The organism is Streptomyces sp. HD (genome assembly GCF_028369295.1).
Taxonomy (GTDB): Bacteria; Actinomycetota; Actinomycetes; order Streptomycetales; family Streptomycetaceae; genus Streptomyces.
On the sequence record NZ_JAQMYP010000002.1, the window covers coordinates 236,255 to 255,827 of the forward strand.

Annotated in this window: 18 protein-coding genes; 11 read left to right on the top strand and 7 right to left on the bottom strand. The window is 70.6% G+C overall.

Features of this window, described 5'->3' with window-relative positions:
* The first annotated feature begins 25 nt into the window (after positions 1 to 25).
* Positions 26 to 1,039, top strand: a complete 1,014-nt coding sequence (trpS, locus tag POF73_RS02935; RefSeq protein ID WP_272112801.1) for a tryptophan--tRNA ligase — start codon at positions 26 to 28, stop codon at positions 1,037 to 1,039.
* A 215-nt stretch (positions 1,040 to 1,254) separates the two neighbouring features.
* Entirely contained in the window at positions 1,255 to 1,830 is a 576-nt protein-coding gene (locus POF73_RS02940) for a 2'-5' RNA ligase family protein (RefSeq protein ID WP_272112802.1), read from the top strand.
* Positions 1,831 to 1,969: 139 nt separating this feature from the next.
* Here the strand turns inward: POF73_RS02940 and POF73_RS02945 are convergent, their stop codons facing one another.
* Positions 1,970 to 2,725, bottom strand: coding sequence for a decaprenylphospho-beta-D-erythro-pentofuranosid-2-ulose 2-reductase (locus tag POF73_RS02945; protein ID WP_272112803.1), 756 nt, complete (start codon positions 2,723 to 2,725; stop codon positions 1,970 to 1,972).
* Positions 2,726 to 2,786: 61 nt separating this feature from the next.
* Positions 2,787 to 4,145, bottom strand: coding sequence for an FAD-binding protein (locus POF73_RS02950; RefSeq protein WP_272112804.1), 1,359 nt, complete (start codon positions 4,143 to 4,145; stop codon positions 2,787 to 2,789).
* 133 nt (positions 4,146 to 4,278) lie between these two features.
* Between POF73_RS02950 and POF73_RS02955 the strand changes: the two genes are divergently transcribed.
* From POF73_RS02955 to POF73_RS02970, 4 genes are read left to right on the top strand one after another with little or no spacing between them, the layout of a single operon-like run.
* Positions 4,279 to 4,839, top strand: a complete 561-nt coding sequence (locus POF73_RS02955; RefSeq protein ID WP_272112805.1) for a phosphatase PAP2 family protein — start codon at positions 4,279 to 4,281, stop codon at positions 4,837 to 4,839.
* The gene (locus tag POF73_RS02960) at positions 4,832 to 5,824 is read left to right on the top strand and encodes a decaprenyl-phosphate phosphoribosyltransferase (protein ID WP_272112806.1); all 993 of its coding nucleotides are present in this window, start codon (positions 4,832 to 4,834) and stop codon (positions 5,822 to 5,824) included. Before POF73_RS02955 ends, POF73_RS02960 begins: the two co-directional genes overlap by 8 nt.
* A complete protein-coding gene (locus tag POF73_RS02965; RefSeq protein ID WP_272112807.1) occupies positions 5,818 to 6,342 on the top strand; it encodes a GtrA family protein in 525 nt (174 codons plus the stop codon). The genes POF73_RS02960 and POF73_RS02965 overlap by 7 nt, the downstream gene beginning before the upstream one ends.
* The gene (locus tag POF73_RS02970) at positions 6,330 to 7,370 is read left to right on the top strand and encodes a YihY/virulence factor BrkB family protein (RefSeq protein WP_272112808.1); all 1,041 of its coding nucleotides are present in this window, start codon (positions 6,330 to 6,332) and stop codon (positions 7,368 to 7,370) included. The genes POF73_RS02965 and POF73_RS02970 overlap by 13 nt, the downstream gene beginning before the upstream one ends.
* Here the strand turns inward: POF73_RS02970 and POF73_RS02975 are convergent.
* A complete protein-coding gene (locus tag POF73_RS02975) occupies positions 7,318 to 8,598 on the bottom strand; it encodes a D-alanyl-D-alanine carboxypeptidase family protein (protein ID WP_334313573.1) in 1,281 nt (426 codons plus the stop codon). The genes POF73_RS02970 and POF73_RS02975 overlap by 53 nt on opposite strands.
* Before the next feature lie 91 nt (positions 8,599 to 8,689).
* Here POF73_RS02975 and POF73_RS02980 point away from each other — a divergent pair, with 91 nt between their 5' ends.
* The 4 genes from POF73_RS02980 (at position 8,690) to POF73_RS02995 (ending at position 12,623) form a co-directional block, all read left to right on the top strand.
* On the top strand, positions 8,690 to 8,929 hold the full coding sequence (locus POF73_RS02980) for an SCO4848 family membrane protein (RefSeq protein WP_272112810.1): 240 nt from the start codon (positions 8,690 to 8,692) through the stop codon (positions 8,927 to 8,929).
* A gap of 57 nt (positions 8,930 to 8,986) precedes the next feature.
* A complete protein-coding gene (locus POF73_RS02985; RefSeq protein WP_272112811.1) occupies positions 8,987 to 10,351 on the top strand; it encodes a metallophosphoesterase in 1,365 nt (454 codons plus the stop codon).
* A 209-nt stretch (positions 10,352 to 10,560) separates the two neighbouring features.
* On the top strand, positions 10,561 to 12,120 hold the full coding sequence (locus POF73_RS02990) for an ABC transporter substrate-binding protein (RefSeq protein WP_272112812.1): 1,560 nt from the start codon (positions 10,561 to 10,563) through the stop codon (positions 12,118 to 12,120).
* 95 nt (positions 12,121 to 12,215) lie between these two features.
* Positions 12,216 to 12,623, top strand: coding sequence for an ATP-binding protein (locus tag POF73_RS02995; protein WP_272112813.1), 408 nt, complete (start codon positions 12,216 to 12,218; stop codon positions 12,621 to 12,623).
* 178 nt (positions 12,624 to 12,801) lie between these two features.
* Here the strand turns inward: POF73_RS02995 and POF73_RS03000 are convergent, their stop codons facing one another.
* Positions 12,802 to 14,265 carry a sensor histidine kinase gene (locus tag POF73_RS03000; RefSeq protein WP_272112814.1) on the bottom strand — a complete coding sequence of 488 codons (1,464 nt, stop codon included), beginning with the start codon at positions 14,263 to 14,265 and terminating at the stop codon, positions 12,802 to 12,804.
* Positions 14,262 to 14,951 (bottom strand): response regulator transcription factor, encoded by a 690-nt coding sequence (locus POF73_RS03005; protein WP_272112815.1) that lies wholly within the window; start codon positions 14,949 to 14,951, stop codon positions 14,262 to 14,264. Before POF73_RS03005 ends, POF73_RS03000 begins: the two co-directional genes overlap by 4 nt.
* 165 nt (positions 14,952 to 15,116) lie before the next feature.
* On the opposite strand from POF73_RS03005, the gene POF73_RS03010 reads away from it, so the two are divergent.
* On the top strand, positions 15,117 to 17,531 hold the full coding sequence (locus tag POF73_RS03010; RefSeq protein WP_272112910.1) for an MMPL family transporter: 2,415 nt from the start codon (positions 15,117 to 15,119) through the stop codon (positions 17,529 to 17,531).
* An 18-nt stretch (positions 17,532 to 17,549) separates the two neighbouring features.
* On the opposite strand, the gene POF73_RS03015 is transcribed toward POF73_RS03010, so the two are convergent.
* Positions 17,550 to 18,353, bottom strand: coding sequence for a TetR family transcriptional regulator (locus tag POF73_RS03015; protein ID WP_272112816.1), 804 nt, complete (start codon positions 18,351 to 18,353; stop codon positions 17,550 to 17,552).
* 37 nt (positions 18,354 to 18,390) lie between these two features.
* Positions 18,391 to 19,416: a trypsin-like serine peptidase gene (locus POF73_RS03020; protein WP_272112817.1), complete on the bottom strand. Its 1,026-nt coding sequence runs from the start codon at positions 19,414 to 19,416 to the stop codon at positions 18,391 to 18,393.
* Positions 19,417 to 19,573 lie beyond the last annotated feature (157 nt).

The following is a 19,573-nucleotide window of genomic DNA, read 5'->3' on the forward strand; positions in this document are numbered from 1 at the left end:
CCCCGCACCTGAGAGAATGGTGAACATGGCCTCTGATCGTCCCCGCGTGCTCTCCGGAATCCAGCCCACCGCAGGCTCGTTCCACCTCGGCAACTACCTCGGCGCCGTCCGCCAGTGGGTGGCCCTGCAGGAGTCCCACGACGCGTTCTACATGGTCGTCGACCTGCACGCGATCACGGTCCCGCAGGACCCGGCCGAGCTGCGCTCCAACACTCGGCTCGCCGCCGCGCAGCTCCTCGCTGCCGGTCTCGACCCCGAGCGCTGCACGCTCTTCGTCCAGAGCCACGTCCCCGAGCACGCCCAGCTCGCCTGGGTCATGAACTGCCTCACCGGCTTCGGCGAGGCCTCCCGTATGACCCAGTTCAAGGACAAGTCCGCCAAGCAGGGCGCGGACCGGGCCTCGGTCGGCCTGTTCACCTACCCGATCCTGCAGGTCGCGGACATCCTGCTGTACCAGGCCAACGAGGTCCCGGTCGGCGAGGACCAGCGCCAGCACATCGAGCTCACCCGTGACCTCGCCGAGCGCTTCAACGGCCGTTTCGGCCAGACCTTCACCGTCCCGAAGCCGTACATCCTCAAGGAGACGGCGAAGATCTACGACCTTCAGGACCCGGCGATCAAGATGAGCAAGTCGGCGTCCACGCCGAAGGGCCTCATCAACCTGCTAGACGAGCCCAAGGCCACCGCCAAGAAGGTCAAGAGCGCGGTCACCGACACCGACACCGTCATCCGCTACGACGCCGAGAACAAGCCGGGCGTCAGCAACCTGCTCACCATCTACTCGACCCTCACGGGGACGGGAATCGCGGAACTGGAGCAGAGGTACGAGGGCAAGGGCTACGGTGCGCTCAAGACGGACCTCGCCGAGGTCATGGTCGAGTTCGTGACGCCCTTCCGGGAGCGTACCCAGCAGTATCTGGACGACCCCGAGACGCTGGACTCGATCCTGGCCAAGGGCGCGGAGAAGGCGCGCGCCGTCGCCGCGGAGACGCTCTCCCAGGCGTACGACAGGGTGGGCTTCCTGCCCGCCAAGCACTGAGTCCGCGCCACGGCACACGGCCGGAACACGGCCGTACCACCGCACAGCGCTGCACATCACTACGGTTGCGCCTGCCCGCAGCACAGCCGTGGCCGTACAGTCGATAGCCGAATGGCCGCATCAGTGGCCACTCACGCTCACCAACAGGGCATGAGCTCACAACAGGACGAGCTTCTCGCGACGGGCGAGCTCACCGACAGACGACAGGAGACGACGTGGGGACCGTAACGATCGGTGTGTCGATCGCGGTCCCGGAGCCTCACGGCAGCCTGCTCCAGGAGCGGCGCGCGGGCTTCGGCGACGCCGCTGCTCACGGCATCCCCACGCATGTCACGCTGCTGCCGCCGACAGAGGTCGACTCCTCGCTGCTGCCCGCGATCGAGGCGCATCTTGTCGAGGTCGCGTCGGCCGGCCGCCCCTTCCCGATGCGACTGTCCGGCACCGGCACCTTCCGGCCCCTTTCGCCGGTCGTCTTCGTCCAGGTCGTCGAGGGCGCCGAGGCCTGCACCTGGCTGCAGAAGCAGGTCCGCGACGCCTCCGGGCCCGTGGCGCGCGAACTGCAGTTCCCGTACCACCCGCATGTCACGGTCGCCCACGGCATCGACGAGGAGTCGATGGACCGCGCCTTCGAGGAACTCGCCGACTACGAGGCCGGCTGGCCCTGCACCGGCTTCGCCCTCTACGAACAGGGCGCCGACGGCGTGTGGCGCAAGCTCAGGGACTTCGCCTTCGGCAGCTCGATGGTGCCGCCGCAGGCGGGGCATGTGGAGCGGGCCAGCTCCGCCGGTTGAGCCGGGCGGGGGTGCCGCGTGGGGTCGTCGGTCGGCCGCGGGTGCGTTGTGGCTGGTCGCGCCCGCGCGGCGGAGCCGCATATCAATAGAGCCCCGCGCCCCTTGGGCCGCCGCAGAACCCCCTGCCCGAACGGCACACCTAGAGCGGCAAGCGACGAAACAGCGCCCGCGGAGCGTGCCGTAGTGCTGACATCACCAGCCTGAGGGCGCCCGGTACCCACACCGTCTCCGAGCGGCGGCGCAGGCCCAGTTCGATCGCTGTCGCCACAGCTTCCGGTGTGGTCGCGAGGGGGGTCTCCTCCAGGCCCGCGGTCATCTTCGAGCGGACGAATCCGGGGCGTACGACCATCACGTGGACGCCGGTGCCGTGCAGGGCGTCGCCCAGGCCCTGGCAGAAGGTGTCGAGGCCGGCCTTGCTGGAGCCGTAGATGAAGTTGGCGCGGCGGGCCCGCTCGCCGGCGACGGAGGAGAGGACGACGAGTGAGCCGTGGCCCTGGGACTGGAGGGCGCTCGCGCTGACCAGGGCCGCCGAGACGGCGCCCGTGTAGTTGGTCTGGGCGACCCGCACGGCGCTGAGCGGCTCGCGCTCGTCGCGTGCCTGGTCGCCGAGGACTCCGAAGGCCAGCAGGACCATGTCGACGTCGCCCTCCGCGAAGACCTTGCCGAGCACCGGCTCGTGGGACTCGGGGTCCAGCGCGTCGAAGGCCACCGTGCGTACGTCCGCGCCGAGGCCCCGCAGGTCGGCCGCGGCCTGTTCCAGCGCGGGCGACGGGCGGCCCGCCAGCCAGACCGTGCGGGTACGGCGCGCGATCAGACGGCGTGTGGTGGCCAGCGCGATCTCGGACGTACCGCCGAGGACGAGCAGGGACTGGGGGATGCCGAAGGCGTCCTTCACGACAGCTCCTAGGGGTCTGGGAGTGCGGGAGATCTGAGGGCGGGTGCTGGGGGGCTTCCCCCTAGAGGCGGAGGCGGCGGGCCAGGTCCGACACGAACACCCCGTGCGGGTCCAGCTCGGCGCGCAGCGCGCGGAAGTCGTCCACGCGCGGGTACATCGAGGCGAGCAGCTCGGGCCGCAGCCGGGCGTCCTTGGCGAGGTAGACGCGCCCGCCGGCCGTGGCCACCTCCTCGTCCAGCTCGTCGAGGAGTGCGGCGAGGCCTGGCAGGCCGGCCGGGATGTCCAGGGCGAGCGTCCAGCCGGACACGGGGAAGGAGAGCCAGCCGGGGTCGGCGTCCCCGAAGCGCTTGAGGACGGCGAGGAAGGACGGGCACCGGTGCTCGCAGACGCGCCGCACGATCCGCCGCAGGGTGTCCTCCTGGCCGCGTCCGACGACGAACTGGTACTGCACGAGGCCGCCCCGGCCGTAGATCCGGTTCCAGTGGGGCACGCCGTCCAGCGGGTGGAAGAAACTGGCGAGTTTCTGCAGTTCGCCGGTACGCGCGCGTGGCGCCCTGCGGTACCAGAGCTCGTTGAACCAGCCCACGGTACGGCGGCTCAGCAGCCCTTCCGGGAGGCGGGCGGGCGCGGCGGGGAGGCGGGCGGGGCGGAAGGCGAGCGGGTCTCTACGCGCGCGCGTGCCGTCGCGCAGCGCGTCCAGGGGGGCGTGGTCGCCGCGTGTGAGGACGGCGCGTCCCATGGCCGCGCCGCGTGCCAGCAGGTCGATCCACGCGACCGAGTAGCGGTAGTGGTCGTCGGTGGCGACCAGGCGGGCCATCAGGTCGTCGAGGTCCCGCGCGCGTTCCGTGTCGACCGTCATCAGCGAGGTCTCGACCGGCTGGAGCTGGACCGTCGCGGTCAGGATCACGCCGGTCAGCCCCATGCCGCCGGTGGTCGCGTCGAACAGCGGCGTACCGCGGCGGACGGTGCGGATCGCGCCGTCGGCGGTCAGGAGCTCCAGGGAGAGGACATGGCGGGAGAAGGCGCCCGAGACATGGTGGTTCTTGCCGTGGATGTCGGCGCCGATCGCGCCGCCGACCGTGACATAGCGGGTGCCGGGCGTCACCGGCACGAACCAGCCGAGCGGCAGCAGGACCTCCATCAGCCGGTGCAGTGAGACACCCGCGTCGCACAGCACGGTGCCGCCGTCGGCGTCGATCGCGTGGATGCGGTCCAGGCCGGTCATGTCGAACACCGTGCCCCCGGCGTTCTGCGCCGCGTCCCCGTACGCCCGTCCCAGGCCCCTCGGGATGCCCCCGCGGGCTCCGCAGTCCCGGACGGCGGTCGCGGCCTCCTCGTACGTCCGTGGGCGGATCAGACGGGCGGTGGTGGGGGCTGTGCGGCCCCATCCCGTGACTGAGGAGACGGTCTCGGCAGGCATGTCGGCGACCGTAGCGTCCATTTGCGATCGATTAGTTCTGAAACATTCCATCTCTCCCCAAAATGGGTGATTAATGGGATGTCGTTCAATATTGCCGTAATTCTCGCGTCCTCGGCGTGAACAGTGAGTCCACATGGATCACCTCGTCGACGCGGACCACCGAAGCCGGCCGGACACGGACCCCGGAAGCCTCGGGCGCGCGGACTGCCGAATCCTTTCGGCGTTCCATGCCCGTGGCCGTGACCCCCGCGTCGCCTCCGCCGCGCGAGTCCTCTCCCGGGCGGGTGAGCACGGTGTGCTGTGGCTGGCGGCGGGCCTGGCGGGGGCCGTCGTGGACGGTGGGCGGCGCGGCGCCTGGTTGCGCGGTACGGCGCTCACCGCGGGCGCGCACCTCGTCAGCATGGGGGTGAAAAGGGTGGTGCGGCGTCCACGCCCGGCGCATGTCGAGCCCCTCGTGCGCACCGTCGGTCGGCACTCCTTCCCCAGCTCCCACGCGACCTCCGCCGCGGCGGCCGCCGTCTCCTACGGCGCTCTCGGCGCGTACGCGATCCCGCCGCTCGCCGCCGCGATGTGCGCGTCACGCCTGGTCGTCGGCGTGCACTACCCCTCGGACGTGGCGGCCGGCGCCGCCCTGGGGGTGCTCGCCGCATGCCTCGGAGCGGGCTGGATGAGGAGAGGGGGCACCCATGCCTGAGACCGCGCCCCTCACGGGTGACGCACGCACCAGACAGGCGGCGCTCCACGAGCAGCGCACGCGCCCCCGCCAGTCCGCACCGCCGCCCCGCAGCCGCGGCCTCCGCGCCCTGCCGAGAGGCCTCCTGAAGACCGCACGCCCCAAACAATGGATCAAGAACGTCCTGGTCATCGCCGCCCCGGCCGCCGCGGGCCGGCTCTTCTCGACCCACGCCCTGATCCAACTCGCCCTCGTCTTCGCCCTGTTCACGGCCTGCGCTGCCGCCGTCTACCTGATCAACGACGCCCGCGATGCCGAGGCCGACCGCGCACACCCCACCAAGCGCCACCGCCCGGTCGCCGCCGGACAGGTCCCCGTGCCCGTCGCCTACGCCGTGGGAGGCGCCCTCGCCGTCCTCGCGCCGGCCGCCGCGGCCTGGCTGACCTCGCCCGCCGTCGCCGTCCTGCTCACGGCGTACATCGGCATGCAACTGGCGTACTGCGTCAGCCTCAAGCACGTCCTGGTCGTCGACCTCGCCGTCGTCACGACCGGGTTCCTGATGCGGGCGATGGTCGGCGGGCTCGCGCTGGGCATCCCCCTGTCGCGCTGGTTCCTGATCACGACCGGGTTCGGGGCGCTGTTCATGGTGTCGGCCAAGCGCTACTCCGAGGCCGTGCAGATGGCCGGGAAAGCGGGCGCCACGCGCGCGCTGCTCACCGAGTACACCACCGGCTACCTGCGCTTCGTCTGGCAGCTGGCGGCCGGCGTCGCCGTCCTCGGGTACTGCCTGTGGGCCATGGAGGAGGGCGGCGTCCCGCACACCGGCGTGCTGCCCTGGCGGCAGCTGTCCATGGTCGCCTTCATCCTCGCGATCCTGCGCTACGCCGTCTTCGCCGACCGCGGTACGGCCGGCGAACCCGAGGACGTCGTCCTGCGGGACCGCGCGCTCGCCCTCATCGGGGTGGTGTGGCTGGCGATGTACGGGCTGGCGGTGGCCGATTGGTAGGCACGCGCGCGTGGGCCGACCCAAGCGAACCGTCACGTACACGCGCGTGGTCGCCGGAACGGGAAGACGCACCCGCGCGGGAGAGGGCGGGCCCGAGCACCACCCGCCGCGAACTCCTCGGCTTCGCCACCGTCGGCCTCCTCGCCTACGCCGTCGACCTCGCCCTCTTCACCTTCCTGCGCGGCCCCGTCGCCCTCGGCCCCCTCACCGCCAAGGCCCTCTCCTTCGTCGCCGGCTGCACCGTCGCCTACGTCGGCAACGCCCTCGGCACCTACCGCCACGCCCACCCGACGGGCGTGCGCCCCTACGCCGTGTTCGTCGCGGTGAACATCGCCGGAGCGGCCGTACAGCTGCTGTGTCTCACCGTGAGTCACTACTGCCTCGGATTCACGTCCCAGCGTGCGGACACCGTCTCCGGAGCGGGTATTGGTATGGCACTGGCTACTGTCCTGAGGTTTTGGGGCACTCGGACGTTGGTCTTCCGGACGGAGGGCAGAGTCGGATCATGGACTGGCTGAAGAAACTTCCCGGCGTCGGGCCCGTGGTGGCCTGGTTGATGACCACGCACGCGTGGCGTTCGTACGAGCGTATGGACCGCGTGAAGTGGACACGGCTGGCCGCCGCGATGACGTTCATCAGCTTCGTCGCACTCTTCCCGCTGCTGACGCTGGCCGCCGCGGTCGCCGCCGCGACACTCAGCCAGGATCAGCAGGACAGACTGGAGGACAAGCTCGCCGACCAGGTGCCCGGCATCTCCGACCAGCTCAACATCGACGACCTGGTCCAGAACGCCGGCACCGTCGGTCTCATCGCCGGCGCCGTCCTGCTGTTCACCGGCATCAGCTGGGTCGGCAACATGCGCGAGTGCCTGCGCGCGGTGTGGGAACTGCCGGACGAGGAGGAGAACCCCGTCCTGCGCAAGGCCAAGGACACGGGCGTCCTGGTCGGCTTCGGCGGCGCCGTCCTGGTGACGATCGCGGCCTCCACGGTCGCGTCCTCCCTGGTCGGCTGGATCACCCGGCAGATGGGCATCGACGAGGGCGGCTGGGGCGGCGTGCTGCTGCAGATCGCCGCGTTCCTGGTCGCCGTACTCGCCGACTTCCTGCTCCTGCTGTACGTCCTGACCCTGCTGCCCGGAGTGGAACCGCCGCGCCGCCGGCTGCTGGTGGCCGCGCTGATCGGCGCGATCGGCTTCGAACTGCTGAAACTACTGCTCAGCAGCTATATGCAGGGCGTCGCCACGAAGAGCATGTACGGCGCGTTCGGCGTGCCGGTCGCCCTGCTGCTGTGGATCAACTTCACCGCGAAGCTGGTCGTGTTCTGCGCGGCCTGGACGGCGACGCAGAGCAAGGAGACCGAACTCGGCGACGAATCCGAGGGCTCCTCCGCCGAGCCGACCGACTCGGCCGACTCGGCCGACTCGACCGAGTCAGCCGAGCCCGCCGAGTCCGAGGAACCGGCGGGCCCGACGAAGGAGTCCGGGCGACCCGGTGTCAGGAACGACCCCGGCGGCGCACCAGGTCGGGCAGCGGCCACCGGCGGTTGATCAGGAACGCACCTCCCGCGAGCAGCACCAGCACCCCGCCGGTGATCCCGAGTGCGATCCCGATGCCGCCGGAGCCGTTCGCCGCCGAGGCGCCCACCGCCGACTTCGAGGACCCGTCACCGGAGCCACCGGCCTCCCCGGAGTCGTTCGCACCCGGCTGGGCGCTGGACTGCGCCGCGCTCTTCGGCGGCACCAGCTCACCCACCGGCTGCACCTTGCCGGCCGCCTTGAAGCCCCAGTCGAAGAGCTTGGAGGTCTCCTTGTAGACCTCGTTGTGCTCGCTCTTCTCCGGGTTCATGACCGTGACGAGCAGCACCTTGCCGTTCCGCTCCGCCACACCGGTGAAGGTGGCGCCGGCGTTGGTGGTGTTGCCGTTCTTGACGCCCGCGATGCCCTGGTAGACGGGGATGTCGCTGTCGCCGGCCAGCAGCCTGTTGGTGTTCTGGATCTCGAACGACTCGCGGACTGACTTGCCCTTCTTGCTCTTCTTGGTCTCGCCCGGGAACTTGGCGGTGACCGTCGAGCAGTACTCGCGGAAGTCCTTCTTCTGCAGCCCGGAGCGGGCGATCAGGGTCAGGTCGTACGCCGACGAGACCTGGTGCGGAGCGTCGTAACCGTCGGGGGACACCGCGTGCGTGTCGAGGGCCTGCAGCTCCTCGGCGTGCTCGTTCATCTCCTTGACGGTCTTGTCGATTCCGCCGTTCATCTTGGACAGCACATGCACGGCGTCGTTGCCGGAGCGCAGGAACACCCCGAGCCAGAGGTCGTGGACGGAGTACGTCTCGCCCTCCTTTATCCCGACCATGCTGGAACCGGACCCGATGTCCGCCAGGTCGGACGGGACGACCTTGCGCTCCACGCTCTTCGGGAACTTCGGCAGCACCGTGTCGGCGAACAGCATCTTCATGGTGCTGGCGGGGGCCAGCCGCCAGTGCGCGTTGTGCGCGGCGAGCACATCACCGGACTCGGCGTCGGCGACGATCCAGGAGCGGGCGGTCACGTCCTTGGGCAGCACGGGGACGCCGCTCGCGAGATTCGCCTGGGTACCGGGCTGCCCCAGTCGCTCGCCGCCCACGGTCGACATGTTCGCCGGGGGAGTGGCCGACGGGCTCGTACTCGGTGACGGCTTGGGGGCCGCGTGGGAGACGGGCGCGGTCAGCGCGAGGGACGAGACGACGGCGGAGGTGACCAGCAGGGTTCGCCTGGCGGTCTTCTTGGGTGCGGGCACGACGGAGAACGTACATGCCGTGGCCATGGAAGTCGCGCTTCTGTCCCCACCCCGCTCGGAGGGCCGGACAGCAGCCGGTGATACTGAACTCATGAAGCTCAGCCGCCCCGTCTCCTGGTTCCTGCTCGCCTTCGGGGTGTGGAGCTGGGTCATCTGGGTCACTTTCGTCAAAAACCTGATCAAGGACAGCAGTGGGCTCGCCTTCGACGACGGGCACCCGACGGCCTACTTCTGGGTGCACCTGATGCTCGCCGTCGTCTCCTTCGTATTGGGGACGGTCGTCGGCGTCATCGGGTTGCGCGGAGTGCGCGCACTGCGCCGGACGTCATAGGAACTCGGCCAGGACCTCAGGCGTTCACTCGTCACACAACGGAAAGGGAACGTCGGCGTGGTCATCGTCTTCGCGCTTGTCGCGCTGCTCGTGCTGTCCGTCCTGGTGGCGGGCAACTGGTGGCTGTGGCGCCGTCTGTTCCGCGACACGACCCGCGGTCCCGGGTTCGTGCGCCGCGCGGGTGTGGTGGTGATCGCCGGTGGATGGGCGCTGACGGTGGGCGCCCTGGTCGCCGAGCGCACGGGCGCGCCGTTCTGGCTCCAGCAGGTCCTGGCCTGGCCGGGCTTCCTGTGGCTGGCCCTGTCGATATACCTGCTGCTGGGCGTGCTGGCCGGTGAGGTCGTACGGCCACTGCTGCGGCGCCGGCTCGAACGGCGGGCACGCGCGGAGGAGGTCGTACGGGCGCCGGGGCCGGAGCAGAAGCCGGTGCCCGCGGGAGTGACGGCGGCCACAGAGACGGCCGAGAAGCAGCCGCTCGCCTCGTCCTCCGCCCCGGCTCCGACGCATACGGCCGCCCCGGACCCGGCGCCGACCCCCGCGACCGCCACCTCCACGACCGCCACCCCCACGACCGAATCACCCTCGACCCCCACCACCCCCAGCCGCCGTCTCTTCGTCTCCAGAGTCGTCGCCGGTGCCGTCGCCACGGCCGCCGTCGGTACCGTCGGCTACGGCACGTACGGCGTGCTGCGCGGTCCGAAGGTGAAGCGGGTCACCGTCCCGCTGGCCAAGCTCCCGCGCGCGGCGCACGGTTACCGGATCGCGGTCGTCAGCGACGTCCACCTGGGCCCGGTGCTCGGCCGGGGCTTCGCCCAGAAGGTCGTCGACACGATCAACGGCACCCAGCCCGACCTCATCGCGGTCGTCGGCGACCTGGTGGACGGCAGCGTGCAGGACCTCGGCCCGGCGGCGGCCCCGCTGGCCCAACTCCGGGCCCGGCACGGCACGTTCTTCGTGACCGGCAACCACGAGTACTTCTCGGGCGCCGGGCAGTGGGTCGAGGAGGTACGCCGACTGGGCCTGCGCCCGCTGGAGAACGCCCGTACCGAGCTGCCCCACTTCGACCTGGCCGGTGTCAACGACGTCGCGGGCGAGAGCGAGGGCCAGGGCCCCGACTTCGCCCAGGCCCTCGGCGACCGGGACACGGCACGTGCGTGCGTGCTCCTCGCCCATCAGCCCGTCCAGATCCACGACGCCGTCGACCACGGTGTCGACCTCCAGCTCTCCGGTCACACCCACGGCGGCCAGCTCTGGCCCGGCAACCTCATAGCGGAACTGGCGAATCCGACCCTGGCCGGCCTGGAGCGTTACGGCGACACCCAGTTGTATGTGAGCCGGGGCGCGGGCGCCTGGGGCCCGCCCACGCGCGTGGGCGCTCCGTCGGACATCACGGTGATCGAGCTGGCGTCCCGTCAGGCCTGACTGCGCAGGGTCCCGGAATGCCGGCGGACAGTCTGTGAATTGCCTGTGAAATCCGCTGGAAACGCCTGTAGGTAAGTTCTTTCCCATGTCACCAGAATCCCCTTCCCCGTGGTGAAACCGGTGTGATTAGGTGTGCGCGCCACTAAAGGGGAGTGGCGAATTCCATTGCTCATGCGGGGGCCCTTCGAGGGCCTGGGGAGAGGGCACCCATGCGTTCGGTTCGCATGCGGATTCTTGCGACACTGCTTGTCCTGGCGGCCGTCGCTGTGGGCGGCTGGCAGTTGTTGCCGTCGCAGGACGACCAGGGCAGGACCATCACGGTCGGTACGACGGACGCGGTGACGTCACTCGATCCGGCCGGCGCCTATGACGCGGGATCCTGGGCGTTGTTCAACAACGTCTTCCAGTCACTGCTGACCTTCGAGCCGGGCGGCAGCACACCCGTCCCGGACGCGGCCCGGAATTGCGTGTTCGTCGGCACCGAACTGAGCACCTACCGCTGCGAACTGCGCGACGGCCTCACGTTCCCGAGCGGGCGCGTCATGACCGCGCAGGACGTCAAGTACTCGTTCGACCGGGTCAAGCGGATCAAGTCGGATGTCGGCCCGTCCTCGCTGCTGGACACGCTCGGCTCGGTGACCACGAGCGGCCGTACGGTCACCTTCCATCTGTCGTCGCCCGACGCCACGTTCCCGCTCAAGGTGGCCACCGGGGCGGGCTCCATCGTCGACCGTGACAAGTATCCGGCCGACGGTCTGCGCACCGACAACGGTGTCGACGGCACCGGCCCGTACACCCTGACCGAGTACACGAAGGAGAAGCAGGCGGTCCTCGCCCCCAACTCGCGCTACCAGGGCGCCCTCGGCGGCACCGGCCGCCCCGTCGAACTGCGCTATTACGCCGACGCGGACGCGCTCGACCAGGCCTGGAAGGCGAAGCGGGTCGACGTCGCCACCCGCACGCTGCCGCCCGAGGTCCTCGCCGGCCTGAACGCCGCCGACCCGGGCCAGCGTGTCTCCGAGGCGGACAGCTCCGAGATCCGCAACCTGTACCTCGACACCCGCCAGGACTCGCCCCTGCACGACGTCCGGGTCCGCCAGGCCATGGCCTGGCTGGTCGACCGCGGGAGGCTGGCGGCCACCGTGTACAAGGGCACCGTCGACCCGCTGTATTCGCTGATCCCGACCGGCATCACCGGCCATACGACGTCGTTCTTCGACACCTATCCCGAGCTCAGCACCGCCAAGGCGCGCACCCTGCTCACCGAGGCCGGCGTCAGCCTGCCCGTCCGCTTCACCTACGGCTACGCCACCGGCCGCGGTGCCGCGAGCGCCGAGGAAGCCGCCGAGCTCAAGCGGCAGTTGGAGGCGGGCGGCCTGTTCGAGGTGACGGCCAAGGGCTACGAGTGGACCGACTTCCAGAAGCGCTGGGCGAGCGGCCGGCTGGACGCGTACGCCGTCGGCTGGGTCGCCGACTTCCCCGACCCGGACACCTACGGCGGCCCGCTCATCGGAACCGACGCCACCATGAACACCGGCTACAGCAACAAGACCGTCGACCAGCTGATCACGGCCAGCCAGCAGTACGCCGACCGCGGCGAGGCCACCCGGGACTTCCGTTCGGTGCAGGAGGCCGTGGCTCGCGACGTCCCGGTGATCCCGCTGTGGCAGGCCAAGGAGTACGTCGTCACCAGTGAGGACGTCGGGGGCGGTCAGTATCTGTCGGACGGCACCGGTGTCTTCCGCCTCTGGCGTCTCAGCTGGATCTGACGCGATCTCGCCGCTGGACGTTCCTCCCGGTGATGCCAGGGCGCCGCTCGGCACTGCACCATGTGACGGAGGTGTGCGCTGGGTGAGGAGCAAACGTGTTGAGACGCAACGCCTTTCGGCTGCCCCGGCACCCGGCGTCCGTCGGTCTCGCCCGGCGCCGGGTCCGGGAGCACCTGGCCGACTGGGGGCACGGGCCGCGGGATCCGGCGCTGGAGGACGCGGTACTGCTCGTCTCCGAGCTGGCCACCAACGTCGTACGCCACGGCCCTCTCCTGGAGCGCGAGTTCGAGGTCGCCGTGACCGCGCTCGCCGACGGTTCCTGTCTGATCGAGGTGTCCGACGAGGGGCAGGTCGAGCCCCGGTTACGGCTGGTGAGGGAGTGGGACGAGACCGGCCGGGGCCTGCATCTGGTGGAGAACCTGGCCGCGGCGTGGGGCGTGTGGAGCCGGGGACGGCACGGAAAGACGGTGTGGGTGCTGATCCTCGCCAACGCCGGCCCATGAGACGCGGCAAAGTTTTACGACCGTGAAGCCGCACCTGCCGGAACCGTTCCCGCGACGGCAATGCCACCGTCCCCGCGACGACAGCGTCACCGTCCCCGCGACGGCAATGCCACCGTCCCCGCGACGACAGCGTCAACGTCCCCGCGACGGCAATGCCACCGTCCCCGCGACGACAGCGTCAACGTCCCCGCGACGGCAACGTCACCGTCACCGCCAGCCCCTCACCCGGCGCCGTCCGCACCGCCACCGCACCGCCGTGGGACTCCACCACTCCTTGCACGATCGCCATCCCCAGCCCGCTCCCCGCACCCCCGCCGGCCCGGAAGAACCGGTCGAAGACACGCGCCGCGTCCTCCTCGCACAGCCCCGGCCCCTCGTCCTGCACACACAGCCGTACGACGCCGTCGACCCGCTCCACCCCCAGCCGCACCGGCACATCGGCGGGCGTGTGGATGCGGACGTTGCTCAGCAGGTTGCCGAGGACCTGGCGCAGCCCGGACTCGTCGGCGCGCACGAGCAGGGCGCCGTCGGCGCCGACGGATATCGGCCGCTCCGGCTGCTGGACCCGCAGATCCTCGGCGGCGTCGCGCACCAGACGGCTCAAGTCGACGTTGCGGAACCGCAGTTCGGGCCGCTGGTCGAGGCGGGCGAGGGTGAGCAGCTCGTCGACGAGGCGGCCCATGCGGTCGACCTCACCGTTCATCCGGTCCCAGACCCGCTTGCGCTCGGCCGGGTCCGGCAGCATCCCCTTGTCGTACAGCTGGAGATAGCCGCGTATCGCGGACAGCGGGGTGCGCAGCTCGTGCGAGGCGTCGCCGACGAAGCGGCGCAGCTGGGCCGTGCTGCGCTCGCGCGTGCGGTACGCCGACTCCACCTGGTGGAGCATGGAGTTGAGGGCCACCCGCAGCTGTTCGACCTCCAGGGTCGGGTCGCTGTTGGAGGGGATGCGCCGGGTCAGATCGCCCTCGGCTATCGCCGACGAGGTCTCCACCATGTCCTCCAGCGGCCGCATCCGGCGGCGCACGCTGAACATGGTCAGACAGCCGAGCAGCGCGAGCAGCAGGGTGCCGACGGCCAGGTCCATCCTGAGCGCCTTGCCCATGCCCTCGTGCAGGCCCTCGGTCGGGACGGCGATCAGCACGACGGTGCCGTCCGACAGCCGGGCGCCGACCATCCGGTGGCGGTCCCCCTCGACCCGTACGTCCCGCGGCTCCCCGTCGGCGGCGAGGGCCACCGGGTCCTTCGCGGCGGCGGCGAGCGCGTGCTGGCGGGGTGTCGGCTTCAGCGGGCCGAGGGCCACCGGCTCGCCCGCGGAGTCGACCGCCACGTACACCATGGTGGGGCTCGGCAGCGGGTCCGTGTCCGTGGCACCGTCGCCGGTGAACTTGTCCAGCGCGATGCCCAGTTCGCTGAGCGACTCGATCTGCTGCAGGGTGAACCCGGCGTTGGCCAGCGTGGTGCGCGCGCTTTTCAGCTCGGTGTCGACCTTGTCGAGCAGATAGAACCGCGCGGTCATCAGGCTGACCGCGGTCGCGACGACGATGCCGACGGCCAGCAGTGCCACGTTGGCCAGCGTCAGCTTGCCGCGCAGCGAGCGGATGCCGCGCCGGCGGCAGATCTCGAAGATCCTCAGGGCCCTCATGCCAGCCCGTATCCGACGCCCCGCCGGGTGGTGATCACCGGCGGTCCCAGGGCGTCCAGCTTGCGCCGCAGATAGCTGATGTAGGTCTCCACGACGGTCGATTCGGGCGGAGTGTGCTCGTACTGCCAGACATGGCGCAGGAGTTGCTCCTTGGGCACGATCCGGCCGCCGTTGCGCACCAGGAACCGCAGCAACGCGTACTCGGTGGGGGTGAGTTCGACGGTGCGGCCCGCGCGGCGCACCGAGTACGTCGTCTCGTCCAGCTCCAGGTCGCCGTAGCTGAGCGGCGGGCGCTGCGGCAGGACGTCGGCCGGGCGGGTGCGGCGCAGTACGGCCGTGATCCGGGCGATGACGACGTCGACGTCGAACGGCTTGGTGATGTAGTCGTCGCCGAAGCCGAGGGCGCCGACGATCTCGGCGGGCGAGTCGCGCGCGGTGAGGAAGACCAGCGCCAGGTCGGGGCGGCGCTCGCGCAGCTCACGGCCGAGGGCGCGGCCGTCGCCGTCCGGGAGCATGACGTCGAGCAGCGCCACGTCGGGCCGGGTGCGCTCGGCGAGGGCGAGCGCCTCGCGGACCGTGCCCGCGATCATGACCTCGAAGCGGTGGTAGCGCAGGGCGATCGCGAGGACGTCCGCGATGCTCTCCTCGTCCTCCACGACCAGCACGGTGCCGTGAGCCGTCGTCATGCCCCCAGTATCGGCGGGGCCACTGACAGTCGGGTGGGCCGGCCGCATTGGAGTTCCTTGAGAGTCATGGCCGGCGCCTGCCACGCGCGCGTGCCACCGCCAATCCTGTTGCCCAGGACCTGGGGGACCGACCGAACCGAATAAGGAGCGTTGAGCGTGGCGGCATTGGCACGGTGGTGCTATCGGCACCGGCTGGTGGTCCTGTTGCTGTGGTTGGGGGCACTGTTCGGCCTGGGCGCGGCGAGTTCGGCCGCGGGCACGAACTACGCGAACGTCTTCTCCCTCCCGAACACGGACTCCACGACCGCGTACGACCTGATGGAGAAGGCCTTCCCGGAGCGCGCGGGCGACACCGACACGGTGGTGTGGAAGGTGGACGACGGATCGGTACGGGACGATTCCGTACGGTCCCGGATCGAGCCCGCGCTCGACGAGATCGGTCGGATGAAGGGGGTCGGAGAGGTCACGGACCCGTACGCGGCACAAGGAGCCGCGCAGATCAGCCGGGACGGGCGCATCGCATACGCCCAGATCACCTTCACCGAGCAGGCGAACGCCGTCCCCAAGGAGCTGATCGAGGACGTCGTCGACAAGGCGCAGGCCGCCGAGACCGACGGACTCCGGGTCGAGCTGGGCGGCCAGGCCGTCGCCCGCACCCAGGAGCCGCCGCAGGGCATCGCGGAGGCGGTCGGCATCCTCGCGGCGGCGGTCGTGCTGTTCCTCGCCTTCGGCTCGCTCTTCGCGATGCTGCTGCCGATCGTCGTGGCGATCGCGGGCGTCGGCACCGGCATGATCGCGACGATGCTGATGAGCCATGTCACGGACGTGCCCGAAGTGGCCCCGCTGCTCGGCTCGCTGATCGGCCTCGGCGTCGGCATCGACTACGCCCTGTTCATCGTCACCCGGCACCGGCGCGGCATCCTGCGCGGCATGAAGCCGCAGGAGGCGGCCGTGACCGCCCTCAACACCTCCGGCCGCGCGGTGCTGTTCGCGGGCGGCACGGTATGCATCGCGTTGGCCGGAATGCTGGTGATGAACATGCGGTTCCTGGACGGTGTGGTCGTCGCGACCTCGCTCACCGTCGTCCTGAGCGTGCTGGCCGCGATCACCCTGCTGCCCGCGCTCCTCGGCCTGCTCGGCATGCGGGTGCTCAGCCGCCGGCAGCGGCGCCGGCTCGCCGCGGCGGGACCGGAACCGGCGGAGACGAGCGGCCTCGCGGCGCGCTGGTCGTCGTATGTGCAAAGGCACCCGCGGCCGGTCGCGGCGCTGGCCGTCGTAGTGATGGCGGCCCTGGCGATCCCCGTGCTGTCGCTGCGCCTCGGCGCCACCGACCAGGGCAACCACCAGGAGTCGCAGACCACCCGGCAGGCCTACGACCTGCTCGCCGAGGGCTTCGGCCCCGGCTTCAACGGTCCGCTCCAGGTGGTCGTCGAGGGTGACGCGCCCGAAGGTCTGGTCAACGGCATCCGGTCGGCCGAGGGCGTCGCCCAGGCGGCCGCCGTGCCGCCCGCCAACGGCGTCACGGTGATCCAGGTCGTCCCGACCACCTCGCCCCAGTCCGAGCAGACGGACCAGCTCATCGACCGGCTGCGCGACGACGTGATCCCGCGGTCCGGCGCCGAGGCCCATGTCGGCGGCGTGACGGCCGTCTTCAAGGACTTCGCCTCGGTGACCGGCGATCGTCTGCCGTACTTCGTGGCGACGATCATCGCGCTCGGCTTCCTGCTCCTGCTGGTGGCGTTCCGCTCGCTGGTGGTGCCGCTGACGGCCGCCCTGATGAACCTCATCGCGGCCGCCGCGTCCTTCGGTGTCCTGGTGGCGATCTTCCAGTGGGGCTGGGGCACCGAGCTGATCGGCGTCGGCAAGGAAGGGCCGATCACGTCGTTCCTGCCGGTCATCATGCTGTCCCTGCTGTTCGGCCTCTCCATGGACTACCAGGTGTTCCTGGTGAGCCGGATGCACGAGGAGTGGGTGCACACCAAGGACAACGCGCGCGCGGTGCGCGTCGGCCTCGCGGAGACCAGCCGGGTCATCAACTCCGCCGCCCTGATCATGATCTGTGTGTTCAGCGCGTTCGTGCTGAGCGGCGACATGGAGGGCGCGATGGCGGGCATCGGCCTCGCGGCGGCCGTCGCCCTCGACGCGTTCATCCTGCGTACGGCGCTGGTGCCGGCCGCGATGCACATGCTCGGCAACGCCAACTGGTGGCTGCCGGACTGGCTGGAGAAGCGGCTGCCGCATCTCGCGGTCGAGCCCAAGGAGGAGGCAGCCGTGGAGGCCGAGCAGGAGCCGGCCGTGACGGGCCGGACCTCCGTCGTCCACGGGTTCGTCCGGGGCACCGACGGTGAGCCGGTCGACGGCGCCGCGGTGACGCTGCTGACGAAGGGCGGGCGTCAGCTGGACCGGGTGTCCTCCCTGGCCGACGGCTCGTACATCGTCTCGGTGCCCGCGCCGGGGACGTATCTGCTGGCGACGAGCGCCGAGTCGTACGGCTCCCGGGCCGGGCAGGTGGTCGTGGCGGACGGGCCGCTGGTGTACGACGTGGAGCTGGCCGAGGGCGAGGTGGACGCCGTCAACTGAGCATCGCCGGAGGCGGTTTCAGGGGCGTTCGTCCTCGGCGGGCGCCCCCTTGCCGTCGGTTTTCTTGTCCGGCCTATCCGCCTTGTCCGCCTTCTTCTTCGCCGGATCCGGAATCGCGTTGGTCATCCCCGGCAGGAAGTCCGTGAACAGCTCGTGCACCTCGCGCACCAGCGGGCGCAGCACCCGGAACCGTGCCAGAGAGACCCCCCGCGCGGTCAGCCGGGCGCCCCGCTCGGCGAGCCGGTAGCTGCGCTCGCGGCCCTCGGTCCGGTCGAAGATCCAGTACAGGACGAGCCCCATCTGGGCCAGCCACATCAGCTCCGGCAGAACGTCCCGCAGCTCCTCGGGCACCTTGGTCTTCGTCGCGCCCGCCAGCACCTGCCGCTGGATGTTGATGGCCTCCACGCGCGCGTGCTCCGACTCGGCGGAGAAGGGGCTGAGCGGGCTGTCGGGATCGGCGGCGTTCTTGAAGAACTGCACCGCGAACTCGTGGTACGGCGTGGCGATGTCCAGCCACACCTTCAGCACCCCCGCGAGCCGCGCCTCCAGGTCGGTCTCGCGGGCCAGGACGCCCCGGATCGCCGCCTGGTGCTCGGCGGCGATCCGGTCGTAGAAGCCCTGGATCAGGTGTTCCTTGCCCGCGAAGTAGTAGTACGCGTTGCCGACGGAGACTCCGGCCTCCTGGGCGATCGCCCGCATGGTCGTCTTGTCGTAGCCCCGCTCCTGGAACAGCCGCATGGCGGTCTCCAGGATCAGCGCACGGGTCTGCTCGGACTTGCTGGGCGTGTCGCCCTGTTCAGGGCTGTCGTTCTTCGAGGGCACGGAACGAGAGCCTAACGAGTGGTGTTTCGGCCGTCCGTCAGGAGGCCTGTGCCGTCTGGTAGAGGTTCTGGGCGTCGGCCCCGAAGTACGGGCCGTACATCCGGTTGGGCAGGAAGTTGTACTTGAAGCTGTTCACCGAGGACAGCAGGCCGGTGCCCGTGGACTCGTTGAACTGCGTGAACCAGGGGCCGCCGCTGGAGCCGCCGGTCATGTTGCAGTTCATGCCGTGGTCGTTCGACAGCAGGAAGTCGCGGTTGGTGTTGCCGTTGCAGTAGATGAGCTTCTCGCCGTCGTACGGGGCGGCGGCCGGGAATCCGAACGAGTACATGCGCAGGTTGTAGCCGGTGTTGAAGGCCAGCCCCTGCCCGCCGACGACGTCCGTGAGCGACTTGCCGTCCAGCGGGGCGACGACGGCCGCGCCGACGTCGTAGTTGATGTCCTCGCTCGCCGTCCACTGCGGGGTGGACAGGGTCTTCGACGCGGTCCACCGGCCGTACGGGGCCTGCCCGTCGTGGTAGCCGGGCACGAAGACCCAGTTGGTGTGCCAGGCGCCGTCCAGCTTCACGCAGTGGCCGGCCGTGATGACGGTGCTCTTGTTGGCGCTGGTGACGGCGTTGCCGGAACACGACGCCGTACGGCCCTGGTAGGTGAAGAACACGCGGCCCGCCGTGGAGACGACGGCGCCGCCGCCGGTCCACTGGCCGCCGCCGTTCGGGAAGGCCATCGGACCGATGCCGGACGCGGCCTTCTTGAGCGCCTTGGCCGGGGCGCTGGGCGCGACGGTGGTCGCCGCGCCCTTGAGGGGCTTCGAGACGTTGTCGTGGTGGCCGTTGACGCTCACCAGGTCCAGCGGGGCGGCCTCGCGCATCCGTTCCGCCGTCCAGAAGTCCCGGGCCTGTGTCTGCGCGCCGGTCGAGACCGAGCTGACCCCGTTGGAGCCGTCGGCCCTCGGCGCGGCGCCCGCGGGTGTGGCCAGGGCACCTGCGGTGAGCAGTGCGGTGACGCCGACCAGGGCGCCGAGCAAGGGGCGGGGTATGCGGGTGACGTGGGCTATGCCTCTCACGCGTACTCCTTCTGCGATGGGGGAACCGGGCGACCGGGCGGGCCGCCTGGCTGACCGTCAGTCGGTGCGAGTGCGGAGTGGAGAACCGGGAGGCAGCGTGCCAACCCCAGCACCGTTTTGGAAGGGCGCATGCCAAAACGGAGTCCGGCGCAGAGGC